This window comes from Sphingosinicella humi (assembly GCF_003129465.1).
In the GTDB taxonomy this organism is placed as follows: Bacteria; Pseudomonadota; Alphaproteobacteria; order Sphingomonadales; family Sphingomonadaceae; genus Allosphingosinicella; species Allosphingosinicella humi.
Genome location: NZ_QFFF01000001.1, coordinates 1,791,982 through 1,809,550 on the forward strand (window position 1 = coordinate 1,791,982; position 17,569 = coordinate 1,809,550).

Here is a 17,569-nt window from a genome sequence, read left to right on the forward strand (position 1 = left end):
TTCGTGTGGACGTGGATAATGATTCTGCATCGTACCTCCCCTGGCTGTTCACGCGTACAGGGTCGGGGGATCGACCGATCAAGAGGCCGATGATACCTTAAGTGGAGCGCCTTCCAAAATTATATCTTTGTTTGGCACATACTTGCTCAGATCCGGGACAGCCTAGTCGGGCAGCAGTGCCGGCTCCCGTTCGATGAGGCGCTTGGACAGGAACAGCTTGAACAGCAGGAAGGCCGCGCCCGCGGTGGCGGCGAAGCCGGCGTGCATCAGCCAGAAGCTGGTGGTGGGCATGGTCTCCAGGAAGCCGCCCACCCAACCGACCAGCGAGTTGCCGGCGAAGAAGGAGAGGTAATAGAGGCCGATCACGGTCGCGTTGATCGCCTTGGGCGCGAGCTTTGCGAAGAGTGCGAGGCTCACCGGCAGCATATGGGCGAAGCCGATCGAGTTCACGACGTGGAAGATGACGGGCCAGAAGAGGCCGATCTTCTCGCCCTCGCCCTGGGTGGCCGCGGCCATGAACAGGCAAAGTTGGCCGCCGATCGAGAAAAGCGAGCCGATGATGATCTTGCCGAGCTCGTCCGGCTCCTTCCAGTGCTTGCCGTACCAGCGGTAGAAGAGGGCGACGCCGGCGAGGAAGCTGACGCTGACGATCGCATCCAATGTGACGAGCCAGGTGGTGGGGAGCTTGGTCCCCATGAAGGTGAGGTCGAACTCGCGATCGCCCCACACCAGATAGGCGTTGAAGATCTGGTTGTTGGGGACGATCGAGACGGCCATCACCGGGATGAGCAGCAGCAGGGCGATGACCGCCGGCCAGTCGCCGGGCTGCATCTTCACCGGCGCGACATGGCCCTTGTGCTGAGGCTCGAAATGCTCCTTCGGCAGATATTTCTGGCCGGCGAGATAGATGACGAGGCCGATCAGCATGCCGACGCCGGCGGCGCCGAAGCCATAATGCCAGCCATAGACCTCGCCCAGGGTCCCGACGATCAGCGGCGAGGCGATCACGCCGGCGTTGATGCCGAGGTAGAAGATCTGGAAGGCATCGGCGCGGCGATTGTCTTCTGGGGCGTAGAGCGCGCCAACCTGGCTGGCGATATTGCCTTTGAACATGCCCGACCCGAGGACGAGGCAGAGTAGCGCGAAGAGGAAGGTGAGCTCGAAAGCCATCAAGAAATGGCCGACGGCCATGGTGATCGCGCCGATGAGCACCGTTCGACGCTTGCCGAGCACCCGGTCGGCAAGCCAGCCGCCGATGATCGGGGTCAGGTAGACCGACGCCGCGTAGGTGCCGAAGATGGCGGAGGCGAGGGCCTGGCCCTCCAGCCCGCCGTAAAGGGCGCTGAACTGCTCGAACAGGGCGATATTCTCGACACGGCCGGGGAGCAGCAGCTCGTTCACCATGTAGAGGACGAGCAGCGCCTGCATGCCGTAGAAGGAGAAGCGCTCCCACGCCTCGGTGAAGGCGAGATAGCCGAGACCCTTGGGATGACCGAGGAAGGCGCGGTCGTCGCGGTCGGCGACGGCGTCCAGTTCCGGAGTGGCTTCGGCTACCGTCATTCGCTCCCTCCCCTCAAAGGCTGGAGCACCCTATCCGCTAATGCCCGCGGCGCCAGACGTTTTTTTGACGCCGCTAGTCCGTAAGCGTGAAGCCGATGCGCAGCGTCACCTGATAATGGGCCACCTTGCCGTTCTCGACGTGACCGCGCGTCTCTTTGACCTCGAACCAGCCTATCTCGCGCACCGTTTTGGCGGCGCGGGCGATGGCGCCCTCGATCGCGTCCTCGATGCCGGTGGACGAGCTGCCGACGACCTCGACGATCTTGTAGATATGGTCGCTCATGGACCTTCCTTCCCGCTGCTGATGGTGAGCCAACGGGCGGCGACGGCAATGTTTCCGGGCCCTCTTGCGCCGCGCTCGCGCCGGGATATGAAATCGTAGCGATCAAAGGGAGGGGGAAGGGGTCATGCGTACGATATTCATCGCGCTGCTGCTGGGAGCGGCCACGCCTGCGCTGGCGGCGCCGGCGGACGATTTGAAGACGGTGATCGACGATCACTGGGCCTGGTATCTGAAGGAAAACCCGATCCAGGCGACCCTGGTCGGCGTACGCGACTACGACCGCGAGCTTGGCGATTTCAGCCTTGCGGCGCAGGACCGGCGGGCGGCCGAGGCCGCGGCCTTCATCAAGCGGCTCGACGCCATCCCCGACAGCGGGCTCCACGCCGCCCAGCGCACCAACAAGGCGATCCTCCGCCGGTCGCTCGCCGAGGCGGTGGAGGCGAACGGGTTCGGGGCGCGCATGATGCTGTTCAGCAGCACCAACAGCTTCCACCAGTTCCTCCCCGAGCTCGGCAATTTCATGCCGCTCAGGACCAAGGCGGATTATGAAAGCTATCTGGCGCGGCTCGGCAAGATACCGGCGCTGATGGATGAGGCGATCACGATCAGTCGTCAGGCGGTGGAGGGCGGCTTCACCCAACCCTGCGTCACGCTCGAAGGTTTCGAGCCGACCATCACCGCCGAGATCAAGGCCGATCCGGCGCAGTCGCGCTTCTATGCTCCGTTTGCCGGCCGCCGGCCCGACGCCATCGCCGAGGCAGACTGGCAGGCGATGCAGGCCCGGGCGCGGGAGATCGTCACCGCCGGCATCAATCCCGCCTACACGCGCTTCGCGACCTTCTTCCGCGAAGACTATATGCCGGGATGCCGCAAGGACATCGCCGCGACCTCGCTGCCCCAGGGGAAGGAATATTATGCCTTCCAGGTGCGGCAGATGACGACCACCGATCTGACGCCCGAAGAGATCCACCAGATCGGCCTGGACGAGGTGAAGCGCATTCGCGGCGAGATGGAGGCGCTGGCCAGGAAGGCCGGTTATCCGAGCCGCGAGGCTTTCATCCAGGTGCTGCGCACTGATCCCAAATATTATGCCAAAACGCCTGAAGAGCTGATGGAATATGTCTCCCGCCAGGCCAAGATCATCGACGGCAAGATGCCCGGCATCGTCGGCACCCCGGCGCGGCTTCCTTATGGCGTGCGCGAGATACCGGCGGCCAACGCCGAGACGCAGACCACGGCCTATTATTTCCCCGGCTCAACGGAGAGCGGGCTGGCCGGCTTCTATTATGTGAACACCTCCAAGCTCGACCAGCGGCCGCTCTGGGAGGTGCCGGTGCTGACCATCCACGAGGCGGTGCCGGGCCATCACCAACAGCTCGCGCTGCAGCAGGAGTTGGACCTGCCGGAATTCCGCAAGCACGCCGCCTTCTTCACCGCCTTTATCGAAGGCTGGGGGCTGTATTCGGAGCGGCTCGGCATCGAGATGGAGCTGTACGACACGCCCGAGAAGGAGATGGGCCGCCTCTCCTACGACATGTGGCGGGCCTGCCGTCTGGTGGTCGACACCGGCATGCACGCCAAGGGCTGGACCCGCGACCAGGCCGTCGCCTTCATGAAGGACAATAGCGCGCTCACCGACGCCAATATCGACGCCGAGATCAACCGCTATATCGGCTGGCCCGGCCAGGCCCTCGCCTACAAGATCGGCCAGCTCAAGATATTAGAGCTGCGGCAGAAGGCGGAGAAGGAACTGGGAGCGAAGTTCGACCTGCGCCGCTTCCACGACGCCGTGCTCGGCCAAGGCTCGGTGCCTCTGGACGTGCTGGAGCGGCAGATATCCGACTGGATCGCGGCGGAGAAGGCGAAGGCCTGACCTTAGCGCTCCCGCTCCGCCGCCGTCCGGCGCCGCTCCTCGCGGGCCTGGCGGACCATCTCGGCCCAGCAGCCGGTGAAGCCGCTGGGGCCGACGGCGGAGCAGCTCTGGATGCCCGCGTCGCCGACATATTCGATGCTCTGGGCACGGGACGCCCAGGACTCGCTCGCCGGATCGTCGACCTCGCCCTCGCCGCGAAGATCCTCGGGAATGCGGTAGCGCTCGGTCTCGGGGAGCCGCGCGCAGACCACGATCTCGCCTCCGGTGCTGGGCGGGCAGGGATCGTCGCCATAGACGACGACGCGGCGGACCCTTTCCTGCGCTTGCGCCACCGGATCGGCGGGCTCCTGCGCCGGGGCGGACAGCGTCGTGGCAAGCAGAGCGGCGGCAACGGGAATGGCGCCCTTCATGACGGCCTCCTTTTCCTCTCCGGAATAAGGGCCGTGGCCGCCGCTTTGTTCCGTCTTATTCGGCGGGATTCAGCTGCTGCTCTACAGCCTCAGCCTCGGCGTCGATGCGGCTGAGCCGCTCGCGGCGCGCCTCCTCGATCAGGCGGTTCCAGTTGACCGAGTCGCGACCCTGGCGCTCGGCTCGGGCCTTGCGGACCAGTTCCTCATAGCAGCCGGTCATGCCGCCGGGACCGACCGGCGAGCAGCTGCCGATGCCGGCCCGGCCGACATATTGCAGCTCGGTGGCGCGCTCGGTCCAGGTCTCGATTTCCTTGTCCCCCGTCTCGCTGCGCAGATTTTCGGGGATGCGGTAGCGGTCGGATTCGGGCTTGCGCGCGCAGACGACGATCTCGTCGCCGGTGCTTTGCGGGCAGGGGTCGTCGCCGAAGACGATGAGCTGGCTGATCCGCTCGCTGCCGGGCGCCGGCGCCGCGGCCTCCTGGGCGGCGGCCGGAACGGTAAGCAGCGCAGCGGCGCCGGCTGCGGCAACGAACAGGGATTTCATTGACTCAAATCCTCTTGGAAAGGGCGATGGCGGCGCGGCAGCCGGCGCGGATGACGGCGGACAGAACGGGATAGCCCAGCGCATTTTCGGCGCCGGCGGCGATGGCGGCGTCGCGGTGCTCCAGCTCTTCGGCCTGGAACTCGGCGATCGTTTCCGCGAGGTCGGCATCGTCGTCGCCCAGCGCCTTCAGCTGCTCGGCATAATGCTTGTCGATCTCGGTCTCGACGGCGGCGGTGCAGGCCATGGCCGCCTCCGGCCCGAGCAGGGCAGTGGCGGCGCCGAGCGCGTAGCCCGCCACGTTCCACACCGGCTGGAGCAAGGTGGGGCGGACGCCGCGATCGGCGATCAGCCGGTCGAACTCCTCCAAATGGCGCTGCTCCTGCGTCGCCATACGGGCGATGGCGCGCGCGGCCGGGTGGCGGTCGCCGAGCACGGCGAGCTGCCCGGCATAGATGCGAGTGGCGCCATATTCGCCCGCCTGATCGACGCGGATCATCGACGGGATATCGGCCCGGTCGTCGCCGGGGCGCCAGCCGGGGGCGCTCACGCGTTCGCCGGTCGGGGTCGTCTGAGGCTCAGCCATAGAATCACCAATGCGGAGGATATGGAGATTAGCGCATTCCACCCCGCCATCGAAATGCCGAGGAACGACCATTGCACTTGGTCGCAGCGGATCAGTGGGGTCGCCATGATGTTGGCGAGCATATCGGCACTGGAGCCGCCCGTAATCGATGCGGTGCAGGCGGTGACGCCCTCGAATACGCCCAACTCGACGCCGGCATGATAGACGCCGATCACCCCGCTCGTGAGAATGGCGAGGCCCGCGAGCCAGACGAGGCTCCGGCCCCGGTCGGGCTGTCCCCGGAGCGCGAACGAGCCGATCGCCAGCGCAGCGGCTGCATAATGGGGCCAGCGCTGCCAATAGCACATTTCGCAGGGGTGAAGGCCGCCTATATATTGGGAGCCGAGCGCGCCGGCGAGCAGAGCGACGGGCACCAGCAGGGCCAGCACCCGCGCTTTTTCGAGATGGTTCACGACCGGATGCTCCCCTCAGCGATCAGCGTGTGCCCGTCTTCTTGGGCGCCGCCGCCATCCGAGTCTCGCCCAGCCGAGCGATGGACTGGAGGGCATAGTGGAGCTGATAATCCTCGATGCCCTTCTTCTCCAACTCCTCGGCGGTCGCGGTGAAGCGTGGATCGGGCTTGCCGTCCTCCTGGATCACCTCGTCCTCCACCTTCAGCTCGTTGATGAGATGGCGGCGAAGATCGGATTCGCGGAAGATCGGGCGATCCTTGTAATCGGGGTCCGAAAGCTGCGGCACGACGATGTCCGGCTTGATGCCGCCTTCCTGCACCGAGCGGCCGGACGGCGTGTAGTAAAGCGCCGTCGTCAGCCGGAGCGCGGTTTCGCTGCCGAGCGGGAGCAGGGTCTGGACCGAGCCCTTGCCGAAGCTGCGCTCGCCCATCACGATCGCGCGATGATGGTCCTGCAGCGCGCCGGCGACGATCTCGGCCGCCGAGGCGCTGCCGGCGTCGACGAGCACGACCACCGGAAGACCGTTCGCGGCGTCGCCCGGCCGCGCATAATAGCGCTCGATATCGCCCTTGGTCCGGCCGCGCTGCGAGACGATCTCGCCATGCTCCAGGAAAGCATCGCTGAGGCTGATCGCCTGATCGAGCAGTCCGCCCGGGTTGGAGCGGAGGTCAAGGATGTAGCCCAGCGGCTGGCTGCCCAGCGACTTCTCGATGCCGGTGATGGCGGCGAGGACCGAGTCGGTGGTCGTCTTGTTGAAGGTGTTGACGTTGATGACGCCCACGCGGTCCTTCACTTCCCATTTGACGGCGGGAAGCTCGATGATGGCGCGGGTGAGCTTGACGTCGAACGGCTTGTCGCGGCCGGGCCGGACGATCGTGAGCACGGTGGAGGTGCCGGGCTTGCCGCGCATCTCCTCGACCGCTTCGTCGAGCGTGCCGCCATAGATGAGCTTGCCGTCTAGGTGGGTGATATAGTCGCCGGCCTTGATGCCGGCGCGTTCGGCCGGCGTATCCTCGGTGGGGGCGATGACCTTCACCGCGCCGTCCTCCAGGGTGACGGTGAGGCCGAGGCCGCCATATTCGCCGTCCGTCGTCATCATCAGGCTCTTGAAGCCCTTCTCGTCGAGATAGGAGCTGTGCGGATCGAGACTGGCGAGCATGCCGTCGATGGCGCCGCGGATCAGCGTCTTATCGTCGACCTGCTCGACATATTCGGAGCGGACGCGCTCGAACACGTCCATGAACTGGTCGAGCTCGCGATAGGTGTCGACGTCGACGGCGGCGATCGCGGCGGTTGCGGCGGGGATGAGGGCGAGGGCGCTGACGAGGCCGAGCGCGGGGAGAAAATTCTTGGCCATGGGGAATCCTGCTAACGCGGTTCTTGGGCTTCTACAGCCTTTCTACACCGGGGAAAAGCAACACAGGCTTAACCGGCGAGCCCGAGCAGCGGCGCGATGGGGAAGGGGCGGCCGTCACGGCGCAGCTCGACGGTCACGCGCGGCGCATCTGATCCGGCGCGGCCGAGCGGCATTCCCTTTTGAACGCGCTGGCCGACTTCCACCTCCAGGCTGGCGAGATTGGTGACGAGGGTCGTCCAGCCGGAGCCGTGGTCGATGACGACGATACCGCCATAGCTGCGAAAATCGCCGGCATAGACGATGCGGCCGTCGCGGGGCGCGACCACCGGGGCGCCGTCCTCGGTCGCGAAGGTGAGGCCGCGGGCATGGACCCCCGCATCGGAAATCTCGCCCATTCCCCGGATCAGGCGGCCCTGGACCGGAAGAATGTAGGGCGGTTCCGTGCCCGGCCGCGGCGGCGGCCGCCCGGAATCCGGCCGTGGGACCGGCCCGGGGAGTCTGGCCAGGCTTTGGCGCACACGCGCCCGATATTCTCGCGTGCTCATCAGCGCGGCGAGCGTCCGCGCCTCCTCGCCGAGGGCCAGAGCGCGATCGGATTCGAACTGAGCCGACCGGGCGAATTCCAGGGAGCGGCCCCGCTGCCGTTCCTCCAGTTGCGCGAAGGCGAGGCGCTCGCGCTTCAACGCCTCGCGGCTGCGGACGAGCGCCGCCATGGCGGTATCGGCCTGGTCGCGAAGGCGGTTGCCGGCCTCGACTTCCTCGCGCACGGCGGCGGTGCGCTCGCGGATGACGGGCAGGGTGGAGGCGAGCAGGGCGCGGACGCGCACCGTGTCGTCGAGCGAGCCCGGCTGGACGAGCGCGAGCGCCGGCGGCCGGCGGGCCATCATCTGGAGCGCGGCGGTGAGCCGAATGAGCGGCTGCTGCCGTTCGGCGAGACGGGCGCGCTGCTCGGCGCGCATGGCCTCGATGATTCGGACCCGCGTTTCGGCGGCCGTGATGTCGGCTTCGGCGGCCTGGATGCGGGCGGCGATCGCTTCCGCCTGGGCGCGGGCTCGCTCGGCTTCGCTTCCCGCCTCGGCGGCGCGCTTCTCCAGCACCTCCGACCGGCGCGTCGCCTCCGCCGCCTGGCGCTTGGCCAGGGTCAGCGCCTCCGCGCCGCTGGAAGAGGTTTGACCCCGCGCCGCGACGATGCCGCCGGCGGCGAGCAGCAGGCCCAGGGGAAGGAGGAAGCGCCTCATGCGTCTATCCTTCGCGATGATAGGGGTGGTTCGCAAGGATGCTGGTGGCCCGCCACAATTGTTCGGCGAGCATGGCGCGGGCGAGGAGATGCGGCCAGGTCGCCCGGCCGAAGGCGAGGAGGAGGTCCGCCCGCTCGCGTTCCTCGTCGCTGAAGCCGTCGGCGCCGCCGATCATGAAGCGGGCCTCGCGCCGGCCGTCGTCGCGCCAGCGCTCGAGCCGGCGGGCGAAATCCACCGAGCCCAGCATTTCCCCCTTTTCGTCGAGCAGGATCGTGACGCAATTCTCGGCCGGAGGCGGCGGCCGACCGCCGCTTTCGGGCAATTCGGTGAGCCGGGTGGGCCAGGCGATCCGCTTCATATAGCGATCGACCAGCTCGGCCTCGGGGCCGCGCCCGATCTTCCCCCGCGCGACGATGTGGAGCAGCATCAGCCTAGCGCGTCATGGCGAGGCGCCGGTCGAGCCTGTGCTGAGCGCCTGCCTTGCAGGTGGACGAAAGGCGGCGATCCACCTTGAAACTCCCGCGCTCGCAATGACGGTCAGACCTGACCGCTTGCGGGCGCGGCGGCGTTCTCCTCGAAGGCCCACATGCGTTCGAGATTGTAGAAGCTGCGTACTTCGGGCCGGAACAGATGGATGATGACATCGTCGGCATCGATCAGGACCCAGTCGGCGACGGGCAACCCTTCGACCCGGACATTGCGGCCGAGATCCTGCTTGATCCGCTCGGTCAGCTTCTGCGCCATGGACGCGACCTGCCGCGACGACCGCCCCGAGGCGATCACCATATGGTCGGCGATGCTGGATTTGCCGGAGAGGGGGATGGAGACGAGGTCGACGGCCTGGTCGTCATCGAGAGAGCGAAGCACGAGATCATGCAGGGCTTCGACCTGTTCATGAGCTCCGCGATCGTGCGGAGCGGGTGCGGGTGCGGGCAAAATGCCTCCTTACATCAATGGCCGCCGCGTCACGCCGTCGCGGAGCGCCATGGGGTTGGGTGAATGATTCAACGATTTGGCTAACGATTGGTGCCAGTCGGGATCGGCGGCGCGCAAGGCGGTGGCGGACGTGGTATCGGGCGGCAATTTGAGCAGCACGAGCGCCGGCAGTCTCCACCTCGTCCATTGCCGAGCCTGGTTGGCGGGCCGGACGAAGCGCCGCAACCAGCCCATCGCGCGTGCCGCATGGGCAGCGCCATCATATCCCGGCCGCGCCACGACCGCAATCGGAACCGTCGCCGCGATCCTCCGCCAGTCGCGCCAGCGGTGGAACTGGGCGAGATTGTCGGCGCCCATCAGCCAGACGAAGCGGTGGTCGGGAAAGCGGCGTGTGAGTGCCTGCAGCGTATCGACGGTGAAGCGCGTGCCGAGCTCCCGCTCGATCGCGGTGACCCGGATCGGCAGCCGCCGGGCCGCTTTCAGGGCCGAGGCGAAGCGGGCGGGAAGGGGCGCCATTTCTCCCGGGTCCTTCAAGGGGTTGCCGGGCGAGACCAGCCACCAGACTTCATCCAGGTCGAGCGCCTCCAGAGCATGGGCGCTGATCCGTCTGTGCCCCCGGTGGGCGGGATTGAAGGAGCCGCCCAGGAGGCCGATGGTCCGCATGGGCGGCTCGATAGCATGACCGGCGCCGGGCGCGAACGCCTCTCGACCATACCGCCATATCGGGGGTAAGAAACTCCGGGGCAGAGGGGACGGACGATGGTAGACGGCATCGAAGGCATGGGCGAGGCGGTGACGGGAGGGGTCATCGCGCGCGCGGTCGAGCCGAAGGCGGGCGAGGCGCGAGCGGCGGACGACCATCCCGCGACCTGCCTCAACTGCGGAGCCGCGCTGCTCGGGCCCTATTGCCATAGCTGCGGCCAGTCCGGCCATGTTCACCGCACCCTCACCGCCTGGTGGCACGACCTGGCCCATGGCGTCCTCCATCTCGACGGCAAGGTGTGGCGGACATTGCCGCTGCTCGCCTGGCGCCCGGGCGAGCTCACCCGCCGCTACATAGAGGGCGAGCGGGCGAAGTTCGTCTCGCCCATGGCCTTGTTCCTCTTCTCCGTTTTCCTGATGTTCGCCGTGTTCAGCACGCTCGGCGGGCCGATCGTGGTCGAACGGGACGCCGCGGCGAGCGAGGCGGCGACCGCGGAGTATGAGGCCGAACTCGAATCCACCCGCGACAGACTGGCGGAGCTGAAGGCCGAGCGCGAGGAGCTGCGCAAGGCGGGCGACCCGACCGCCGGCTTGGACAAGAAGATCGAGAGTGTCGAAGGAGACCTCAAGGTCCTCACCGCGGCCGGTGCCCTGGTCGGGAAGGGCGCCCCGTCAACCGCCAAGCAGTTCACCGAACCGTTCAAGACGGCGCCGACGCCGGGCGACCAGGACCTGGAGGCGGACGGCTTCCAGTTCGGCGAGCCGAAGCTCGATGCGGCGATCGAGAAAGCGCAGGAGAATCCGTCGCTCCTGTTCTACAAGATCCAGACCAATGCCTATAAATTCTCCTGGGCGCTGATCCCAATCTCGGTTCCGTTCGTGTGGCTGCTGTTCTTCTGGAAGCGGCGCTTCCGGATGTACGACCACGCCGTCTTCGTCACCTACTCTATCGCCTTCATGTCGCTGGGCGTCATCACCCTGTCGATCCTGCGGCCGTTCGGCATCAGCGAGGGCCTGCTCATCCTCGCGATGATCATCGTTCCTCCGCTCCACATCTACCGGCAGTTGAAGGGCGCCTATGGCCTCACGCGATTCGGCGCGATCTGGCGGACCATCCTGCTGGTCAATTTCGCCTTCGTTGCCGGCGGCTTCTTCTTCACGCTGCTGGTGATGCTCGGCGCCCTCGCCTGAGCCGGGACTAAAAAAGAACCGGCCACCTTGGGGTGACCGGCCCTTCCTGTCCTTAAGTCTTGATCAGGCGCCTTGCGGGGCGGGGCCGCCGATCCCGCCGCGCGGACGGCGGGTGCTCGGGATGGAGGAGCCGGCGACGGGGAGCGCCGGACGCTTGGAGGAGGGATCCTCGCGGCCGATATCCTCGCCCTTGATCGCCTTCTTGGCTTCCTCGCCGTTCAGCGTCTCATATTCGAGCAGCGCGTTGGCGAGATTGTGGAGCTCGTCGAGATTCTCGGTCAGCACCTTGCGCGCGGTAGCCTCGGCTTCCTCGATCAGCTTGCGAATTTCCTGGTCGATGACGCGGGCGGTCTCCTCCGAGACGCTCTGGTTGCGCGCGACGCTATGGCCGAGGAACACCTCTTCCTGATTGTCGCGGTAGCGCAGCCAGCCGAGCTTCTCGCTCATGCCATATTCCATCACCATCGAGCGGGCCATGTCGGTCGCCTGCTGGATGTCGTTGGAGGCGCCGGTGTTGAGCGAGTCCATGCCGTAGATGAGCTGCTCGGCGATGCGGCCGCCGAAGCAGAGCGCGAGCCGCGCCTTCATCTGCTTCATCGACATCGAATAGCGGTCGCGGTCCGGCAGGTTCCAGGTGACGCCAAGCGCGCGGCCGCGCGGAATGATCGTGACCTTGTGCAGCGGATCGCAGCCCTCGACATGGAGCGAGACGAGCGCGTGGCCGGCCTCGTGATAGGCGGTCGACTTCTTCTCGTCCTCGGTCATCACCATGGACTTCCTCTCGGCGCCCATCATGACCTTGTCCTTGGCCTCCTCGAACTCGCCCATGGCGACGAGGCGCTTGCCCTTGCGCGCAGCGAGCAGCGCGGCCTCGTTGACGAGGTTGGCGAGATCGGCGCCCGAGAAGCCCGGCGTGCCGCGCGCGATGGTGCGGGCGTCGACGTCGGGGGCGAGCGGAGTCTTCTTCATGTGGACGGCGAGAATCTTCTCGCGGCCCTCGATGTCCGGGCGCGGCACGACGACCTGCCGGTCGAAGCGGCCCGGGCGCAACAGCGCGGGGTCGAGCACGTCGGGGCGGTTGGTCGCCGCGATGATGATGATGCCTTCGTTCGCCTCGAAGCCGTCCATCTCGACGAGGAGCTGATTGAGCGTCTGCTCGCGCTCGTCATTGCCGTTGCCGAGGCCGGCGCCGCGATGGCGGCCGACCGCGTCGATTTCGTCGATGAAGACGATGCAGGGCGCGTTCTTCTTCGCCTGCTCGAACATGTCGCGGACGCGGCTCGCGCCGACGCCGACGAACATCTCGACGAAGTCGGAGCCCGAAATGGTGAAGAAGGGGACGTTCGCCTCACCCGCAATGGCGCGGGCGAGAAGCGTCTTGCCGGTGCCGGGGCTGCCGACGAGCAGGGCACCCTTCGGGATCTTGCCGCCCAGCCGCGCGAACTTGGTCGGGTCCTTCAGGAACTCGACGATCTCCTGCAGCTCTTCCCGCGCCTCGTCGATGCCGGCGACGTCGTCGAAGGTGACGCGGCCGTGCTTCTCCGTCAGCATCCGCGCCTTGGACTTGCCGAAGCCCATCGCGCCGGAGCCGGCGTTCTTCTGCATCTGGCGCATCACGAAGAAGGCGATGCCGAGAATGAGGAGGAAGGGGAGCGACTGATAGAGGAGGATCAGCCAGACGCTGGTCTGCTGCTCGGGCTCGGCCGAGAAGGCGACGCCATTCTGCTTGAGGCGATCGACCAACTGCGGGTCCTGCGGCGCATAGGTCTGGAAGTCGTTGCCGTTGGTGAGCGTGCCCGAGATCACGTCCTTCTGGATGATGACCTGCTTGACCGAGCCTTCATCGACGCGGTTCAGGAACTCCGAATAGGCCATGCCTTCGCCGGCGGCGCTGCGTCCGCCACCATCGACGATCTGCACGAACAGGACGAGCGCGAGCAGGATGCCCGCCCAGATGAAGAGGCTCTTCATCCACGGATTGCCTTGGGGTTCCTTCTGGTCGTCGTTCATTGCTTGGTCCCGCGAAATGGGCACTTTGCGGGGCCTCGGCAGGGGCGGTCCGCGCAGCACGAAATGTCTCTCCCGACCTAGATAGGATCGGGGCACGCCGAGGACAATGTAGGATGAAAGGCTGAATGCCGGATTAGCGGCCCGTCGTTTCATCCCATGGACGCGCCGCGCGCCGCGGCGGGGCGGGAGCGATGCGCCATGGGGCGCCTCCGGTGCATTTGACACCGGCGAGGGTGGCCGTTTCCCCCCGCCCCAAGGCGGCGAGAAGACGAGAGAGCTCTTCACCGCGCGGGGGAGCGGCGCCGAAGGCGGCGAGGGCGCGGGCGAGGAGGCGCCGGGCCAGCTCAGGCGGAAGGCCGGAAGGATCGAGCGTGAGGGTGTCGCCGTCGCGGACCGCGCGCTCCTGCCAGAAGCGGGTGGCCATCCATTCCAGCGCTTCCTCCGCTTCGGCGAGGGCGGCGGCGCTGCGGGCGAGGGGGGCGGGCTCTAGCCAGGGCGTTCGGGCCAGCAGGGCCCGCGTCTCGGTGCGGTCGAACCGGGGGTCGCGGTTGCTGGGGTCGTCGATCGGCTCGACCCCCGCCTTCCGGACGATCTCCACCAGCTCGGCCTTGGCCCAGCCGAGCAGCGGGCGAAGGATGAGAAGGTCGCCTTCCCGGCGGACGGCGCGGATGCCGGAAAGCCCGGCCACCCCCGCTCCTCGCCTCAGGCGCATCAGCAGAGTCTCTGCCTGGTCGTCGGCATGATGGGCGGTGGCGACCGCGTCGAGGCCCTTTTGAGCCGCCCACTGCCCCAGGGCCTGGTAGCGCGCCCATCGCGCCTCGGCCTGCAGCCCCGCCCCGCCCTCGGCCACGGCAACGGGCAGGATGGAATGGGGGCAGGAAAGGCCGGCGCAAATCTCGCCGACATAGAGCGCCTCGTCGCGGCTCTCCGGGCGGAGGCCATGGTCGACGGTGGCGGCCTCGACGCGGTCGGGCCAGGCGGCGTGAGCGAGGAGGAGCAGGGCAAGGCTGTCCGGCCCTCCCGAGACGGCGAGGCCGAGACGCTGCGGCACGCCGCCGGCGAGGGCGTCCAGGCCGCGGGCGAAGCGGGCGACGGTGTCCCGATCGATATCCATGCGCCATCCTTAGCGCCATCGACGCCGGAAGCGCCATTGGAACGGAGCGGCGTTTCTGATAGCTCCCGATCATGCTCGGTCCGTCCGCTTCCTCAGCCCGCGAGATATTGACCGGCCTTCATGAGGTGATGGCCTCGCGCTCCGGGGCGCAGGCCAAGTTGAACAAGGTCGTGAAGATCATCGCCGATGCGATGAGGAGCGAGGTCTGTTCGATCTACCTGCTGCGCGACGGGGTGCTGGAGCTCTACGCCACCGTCGGGCTCAACCAGAACGCCGTGCACGTGACCAAGCTCGCCATGGGCGAGGGGCTGGTCGGCACTATCGCCCGCGACGTCTCGGTGCTGAACCTCGACGAAGCGACCAGCCATCCCGAATTCGCCTACCGACCGGAGACGGGTGAGGAACTGTACCATAGCTTCGCCGGCGTGCCGATCGTGCGGCGCGAGCGGGCGATCGGCGTCCTGGCGGTTCAGCATGCCGAGCCCAGGCGGTACGACGATGTCGAGATCGAGGCGCTGCAGACGGTGGCGATGGTGCTGGCAGAACTGATCGCCAACGCCGGCCTTGCCGACAGGGCCTCCGCGGCCGCGGAGGCGGCGCGGGAGGTGAGCTCGGCGCGACTGATGGGCCTGAAGCTGGTGCTCGGCATGGCGCGCGGCATCGCCGTCTTCCACCAGCCGCGCATCCTCATCGAACATACGGTCGCCGAGGATATCGAGGCCGAGCGCCACCGGGTCTATTCCGCCTTCCGCAAGATGCGCGAGCAGATCGATGCGATGACCAGCGCGCCGGAATTCGGCACCGCCGGCGAGCATCAGGAGATCCTCGAGACCTACAAGATGTTCGCCTATGACGAGGGCTGGTCGCGGCGGATCAACGAGGCCATCGACAGCGGCCTCACAGCCGAGGCGGCGATCGAGCGCGTGCAGCAGCGAACACGCATGCGGATGCGCGAGATCGACGACCCGCTGCTGCAGGAACGGATGCACGACCTCGACGACCTCGCCAACCGGCTCTTGAGGATCGTGTCGGGACGGCTGGGAACGGCGGCGCAGATGGGTCTGCAGCAGGACACGATCCTGGTGGCGCGCAACCTCGGCCCGGCGGAACTGCTCGAATATGACCGGCGGCGGTTAAAGGGCGTTATCCTGGAGGAGGGGTCGCTCACCGCCCATGTCACCATTGTCGCGCGGGCGATGGGCGTGCCGATGATCGGGCGCGTGCGCGCCGTGCGCCAGATGATCAACGAGGGTGACGAGCTGCTGCTCGACGGCGACGAGGGCGTCGTCCATGTCCGCCCGTCGGCGCCGACCAGCGGCGCGTTCGACGCCAAGCTGCTGGCGCGGCAGAAGCAGCGGGCGGAGTTCGCCGCCTTCAAGTCGCTGCCCTCGATCACCAAGGACGGCGAACGGCTGACCATCGCGATGAACGCGGGACTGCGCGACGACGTCGAAGCGCTGGAGACGACCGGCGCCGACGCCATCGGCCTGTTCCGCACCGAATTCCAGTTCCTGGTCTCGGCTACCTTGCCGCGGCGCGAGGCGCAGCAGCGGCTCTACAAGGCCGTACTGGACGCCGCCGACGACAAGCTCGTCGTTTTCAGGACGCTCGACATCGGCGGCGACAAGGCGCTCCCCTATCTGCGCAGCGATGATGACGAGGAGAATCCTGCCATGGGCTGGCGGGCGCTGCGCCTGTCGCTCGACCGTTCGGCGCTGATGAAGACGCAGGCGCGGGCGCTGCTCGAGGCGGGGGCGGGCCGCGAAATCTACATCATGTTCCCGATGGTGTCGGAACCCTGGGAGTTCGATGCGGCGAAAGCGCTGGTCGAGGAGCAGCGGGAATGGCTCATCGCCCGGAAGAAGCTGACGCCCCACAAGATCAATTATGGCGCGATGCTGGAGGTGCCGGCGCTGGCCGAGACGCTCGACCTGTTGCTGCCGAAGATCGATTTCCTGTCGATCGGCACCAACGACCTTACGCAGTTCCTGTTCGCCGCCGACCGCTCGCATCCCAAGCTTGCCGAGCGCTACGACTGGCTCTCGCCGGCCATCCTGCGCTTCATCCGGCGGGTGGTGCGGCTGGCAAGGGAGCATGGCGTTCCCGTCGCGGCCTGCGGCGAAATGGGCGGCCGGCCCTTGGAGGCCATGGCGCTGGTTGGGCTCGGCATCCGCCGCCTCTCCATCACGCCGGCGGCGGTGGGGCCGGTGAAAGCCATGGTGCGCTCGCTCGACCGTTCGGCGTTGTTGGCGCATATGGAGGCGCTGCTGGCAAAGCCGCCGGACGACATGCGCGCGGCGCTCGCCGACTGGGCGGACGAGAATCGCGTGGCGATCGGGTGAATGCGGGCGTCGTGGTGCCGAAGGGCTTTGGTTGACAACGCGGCCCCATACTATGCCATGATGCAGATCAATCGAGACGGCACACAAGGCCGGGCGCGGGGATAGTGAATGAGTGAAGCGGATCCGGAGCAAATGGTGACCAATTCCATCGGTGACAAGCTGAGGAAGGCCCGGGAGGGCAATGACCTGACCCTGGAGGACGTCGCAAACCGGACCCGCATCCCCATCCGCCACCTCCAGAATATCGAGAATGGCGAGTGGGACGCGCTCCCCGCCCCCACCTATGCGATCGGCTTTGCCCGATCCTATGCCAATGTCGTCGGGCTCAACGGCAGCGAGATCGGGGTGGAGCTGCGCGAGGAACTCGGCGCCGGACAGCACCGGCCGGTCCCCGCCACGGCCTATTATGAGCCGGCCGACCCGGCCCGGGTGCCGCCGCGTTCGCTCGCCATCATCGCCGGCGCGATCGCCCTGCTGCTCATCATCGGATATGCCGTGTGGCGCAGTGGAGCCGTCGATGACTCCGGCGTCGATCGGGCCGAGGTGGTAGAGGTCGAGACGCCGCTGGATGAGGCGACCCCGGCCGGAACCGTGCCGGGCCAGGCCTCCGCGCCCGCCACGCCGCCGGCGACCGGCCCCGTCACCCTCACCGCGACGGAAGAGGTGTGGCTCCGCATCTACGAGGAAGGCGGCGAAAGGCTGCTCGAGAAGATTATGACGCCGGGCGAAAGCTATGTCATACCCTCCACCGCTCAGCGACCGCTGATCCTCACCGGCCGGCCCAACGTGCTTCGCGTCACCGTCGGCAGCACCGAAATCCCGGCGCTCGGGCCCGCCGAGCGAACGATCTCCGACGTCAGCCTCGCGCCTGCCGACCTGCTGGCGCGGGCTGGGGCGGCGCAAGGCACGGCTCCGCCCGCCGCCGGAGCGGCGCCCTCCGGCCAATAAGCTTCGCTTAAGACTGGCGACAGGAC

17 protein-coding genes are annotated in these 17,569 nt (G+C 67.3%); 4 read left to right on the forward strand and 13 right to left on the reverse strand.

The window, feature by feature from the left end; all coding sequences use genetic code 11:
• Positions 1-162: 162 nt before the first annotated feature.
• Together DF286_RS08965 and DF286_RS08970 are read right to left on the reverse strand one after the other, a co-directional pair.
• Complete coding sequence (locus DF286_RS08965; RefSeq protein ID WP_109271121.1) at positions 163-1,560, reverse strand: peptide MFS transporter; 1,398 nt, start codon at positions 1,558-1,560, stop codon at positions 163-165.
• A 73-nt stretch (positions 1,561-1,633) separates the two neighbouring features.
• A complete protein-coding gene (locus DF286_RS08970; RefSeq protein ID WP_109271122.1) occupies positions 1,634-1,843 on the reverse strand; it encodes a dodecin in 210 nt (69 codons plus the stop codon).
• Between the two features lie 124 nt (positions 1,844-1,967).
• Between DF286_RS08970 and DF286_RS08975 the strand changes: the two genes are divergently transcribed.
• Positions 1,968-3,716: a DUF885 domain-containing protein gene (locus DF286_RS08975; RefSeq protein WP_109271123.1), complete on the forward strand. Its 1,749-nt coding sequence runs from the start codon at positions 1,968-1,970 to the stop codon at positions 3,714-3,716.
• Positions 3,717-3,718: 2 nt separating this feature from the next.
• On the opposite strand, the gene DF286_RS08980 is transcribed toward DF286_RS08975, so the two are convergent.
• The 9 genes from DF286_RS08980 to DF286_RS09020 all read right to left on the reverse strand — a co-directional run bounded on the left by DF286_RS08980 (position 3,719) and on the right by DF286_RS09020 (position 9,899).
• Positions 3,719-4,126 carry a hypothetical protein gene (locus DF286_RS08980; RefSeq protein ID WP_109271124.1) on the reverse strand — a complete coding sequence of 136 codons (408 nt, stop codon included), beginning with the start codon at positions 4,124-4,126 and terminating at the stop codon, positions 3,719-3,721.
• Between the two features lie 55 nt (positions 4,127-4,181).
• Positions 4,182-4,670 (reverse strand): hypothetical protein, encoded by a 489-nt coding sequence (locus DF286_RS08985; RefSeq protein WP_109271125.1) that lies wholly within the window; start codon positions 4,668-4,670, stop codon positions 4,182-4,184.
• A gap of 4 nt (positions 4,671-4,674) precedes the next feature.
• Positions 4,675-5,253, reverse strand: a complete 579-nt coding sequence (locus tag DF286_RS08990; protein ID WP_424141241.1) for a demethoxyubiquinone hydroxylase family protein — start codon at positions 5,251-5,253, stop codon at positions 4,675-4,677.
• A complete protein-coding gene (locus DF286_RS08995) occupies positions 5,214-5,705 on the reverse strand; it encodes a disulfide bond formation protein B (RefSeq protein WP_109271126.1) in 492 nt (163 codons plus the stop codon). The genes DF286_RS08990 and DF286_RS08995 overlap by 40 nt, the downstream gene beginning before the upstream one ends.
• 22 nt (positions 5,706-5,727) lie before the next feature.
• On the reverse strand, positions 5,728-7,062 hold the full coding sequence (locus DF286_RS09000) for a S41 family peptidase (RefSeq protein WP_109271127.1): 1,335 nt from the start codon (positions 7,060-7,062) through the stop codon (positions 5,728-5,730).
• Positions 7,063-7,130: 68 nt separating this feature from the next.
• Positions 7,131-8,300 (reverse strand): murein hydrolase activator EnvC family protein, encoded by a 1,170-nt coding sequence (locus tag DF286_RS09005; protein WP_109271128.1) that lies wholly within the window; start codon positions 8,298-8,300, stop codon positions 7,131-7,133.
• 4 nt (positions 8,301-8,304) lie between these two features.
• Complete coding sequence (locus tag DF286_RS09010) at positions 8,305-8,727, reverse strand: 23S rRNA (pseudouridine(1915)-N(3))-methyltransferase RlmH (protein ID WP_109271129.1); 423 nt, start codon at positions 8,725-8,727, stop codon at positions 8,305-8,307.
• Positions 8,728-8,837: 110 nt separating this feature from the next.
• Positions 8,838-9,236: a ribosome silencing factor gene (gene rsfS, locus DF286_RS09015; RefSeq protein ID WP_109271130.1), complete on the reverse strand. Its 399-nt coding sequence runs from the start codon at positions 9,234-9,236 to the stop codon at positions 8,838-8,840.
• A 9-nt stretch (positions 9,237-9,245) separates the two neighbouring features.
• On the reverse strand, positions 9,246-9,899 hold the full coding sequence (locus DF286_RS09020; RefSeq protein WP_109271131.1) for a nicotinate-nucleotide adenylyltransferase: 654 nt from the start codon (positions 9,897-9,899) through the stop codon (positions 9,246-9,248).
• Positions 9,900-9,995: 96 nt separating this feature from the next.
• Here DF286_RS09020 and DF286_RS09025 point away from each other — a divergent pair, with 96 nt between their 5' ends.
• The gene (locus tag DF286_RS09025) at positions 9,996-11,129 is read left to right on the forward strand and encodes a DUF3667 domain-containing protein (RefSeq protein ID WP_243444776.1); all 1,134 of its coding nucleotides are present in this window, start codon (positions 9,996-9,998) and stop codon (positions 11,127-11,129) included.
• A 63-nt stretch (positions 11,130-11,192) separates the two neighbouring features.
• On the opposite strand, the gene ftsH is transcribed toward DF286_RS09025, so the two are convergent.
• Together ftsH and tilS are read right to left on the reverse strand one after the other, a co-directional pair.
• Complete coding sequence (gene ftsH / locus DF286_RS09030; RefSeq protein WP_109271132.1) at positions 11,193-13,139, reverse strand: ATP-dependent zinc metalloprotease FtsH; 1,947 nt, start codon at positions 13,137-13,139, stop codon at positions 11,193-11,195.
• Between the two features lie 133 nt (positions 13,140-13,272).
• A complete protein-coding gene (gene tilS, locus DF286_RS09035; protein WP_109271133.1) occupies positions 13,273-14,253 on the reverse strand; it encodes a tRNA lysidine(34) synthetase TilS in 981 nt (326 codons plus the stop codon).
• Between the two features lie 71 nt (positions 14,254-14,324).
• Here tilS and ptsP point away from each other — a divergent pair, with 71 nt between their 5' ends.
• Both ptsP and DF286_RS09045 read left to right on the forward strand, forming a co-directional pair.
• Complete coding sequence (ptsP, locus tag DF286_RS09040) at positions 14,325-16,595, forward strand: phosphoenolpyruvate--protein phosphotransferase (RefSeq protein WP_109271134.1); 2,271 nt, start codon at positions 14,325-14,327, stop codon at positions 16,593-16,595.
• Positions 16,596-16,703: 108 nt separating this feature from the next.
• The gene (locus DF286_RS09045; RefSeq protein WP_109271135.1) at positions 16,704-17,543 is read left to right on the forward strand and encodes a helix-turn-helix domain-containing protein; all 840 of its coding nucleotides are present in this window, start codon (positions 16,704-16,706) and stop codon (positions 17,541-17,543) included.
• Positions 17,544-17,569 lie beyond the last annotated feature (26 nt).

Coding starts and splice junctions, on each gene's coding strand:
- DF286_RS09020 (WP_109271131.1), bottom strand. CDS start 9,899: ATGCGGACCATCGGCCTCCTGGGCGGCTCCTTCAATCCCGCCCACCGG.
- DF286_RS08965 (WP_109271121.1), bottom strand. CDS start 1,560: ATGACGGTAGCCGAAGCCACTCCGGAACTGGACGCCGTCGCCGACCGC.
- DF286_RS09010 (WP_109271129.1), bottom strand. CDS start 8,727: ATGCTGCTCCACATCGTCGCGCGGGGGAAGATCGGGCGCGGCCCCGAG.
- ftsH (WP_109271132.1), bottom strand. CDS start 13,139: ATGAACGACGACCAGAAGGAACCCCAAGGCAATCCGTGGATGAAGAGC.
- DF286_RS08985 (WP_109271125.1), bottom strand. CDS start 4,670: ATGAAATCCCTGTTCGTTGCCGCAGCCGGCGCCGCTGCGCTGCTTACC.
- DF286_RS08975 (WP_109271123.1), top strand. CDS start 1,968: ATGCGTACGATATTCATCGCGCTGCTGCTGGGAGCGGCCACGCCTGCG.
- DF286_RS09005 (WP_109271128.1), bottom strand. CDS start 8,300: ATGAGGCGCTTCCTCCTTCCCCTGGGCCTGCTGCTCGCCGCCGGCGGC.
- DF286_RS08990 (WP_424141241.1), bottom strand. CDS start 5,253: ATGGCTGAGCCTCAGACGACCCCGACCGGCGAACGCGTGAGCGCCCCC.
- DF286_RS09000 (WP_109271127.1), bottom strand. CDS start 7,062: ATGGCCAAGAATTTTCTCCCCGCGCTCGGCCTCGTCAGCGCCCTCGCC.
- DF286_RS08980 (WP_109271124.1), bottom strand. CDS start 4,126: ATGAAGGGCGCCATTCCCGTTGCCGCCGCTCTGCTTGCCACGACGCTG.
- DF286_RS08970 (WP_109271122.1), bottom strand. CDS start 1,843: ATGAGCGACCATATCTACAAGATCGTCGAGGTCGTCGGCAGCTCGTCC.
- DF286_RS09025 (WP_243444776.1), top strand. CDS start 9,996: ATGGTAGACGGCATCGAAGGCATGGGCGAGGCGGTGACGGGAGGGGTC.
- DF286_RS09045 (WP_109271135.1), top strand. CDS start 16,704: ATGAGTGAAGCGGATCCGGAGCAAATGGTGACCAATTCCATCGGTGAC.
- tilS (WP_109271133.1), bottom strand. CDS start 14,253: ATGGATATCGATCGGGACACCGTCGCCCGCTTCGCCCGCGGCCTGGAC.
- ptsP (WP_109271134.1), top strand. CDS start 14,325: ATGCTCGGTCCGTCCGCTTCCTCAGCCCGCGAGATATTGACCGGCCTT.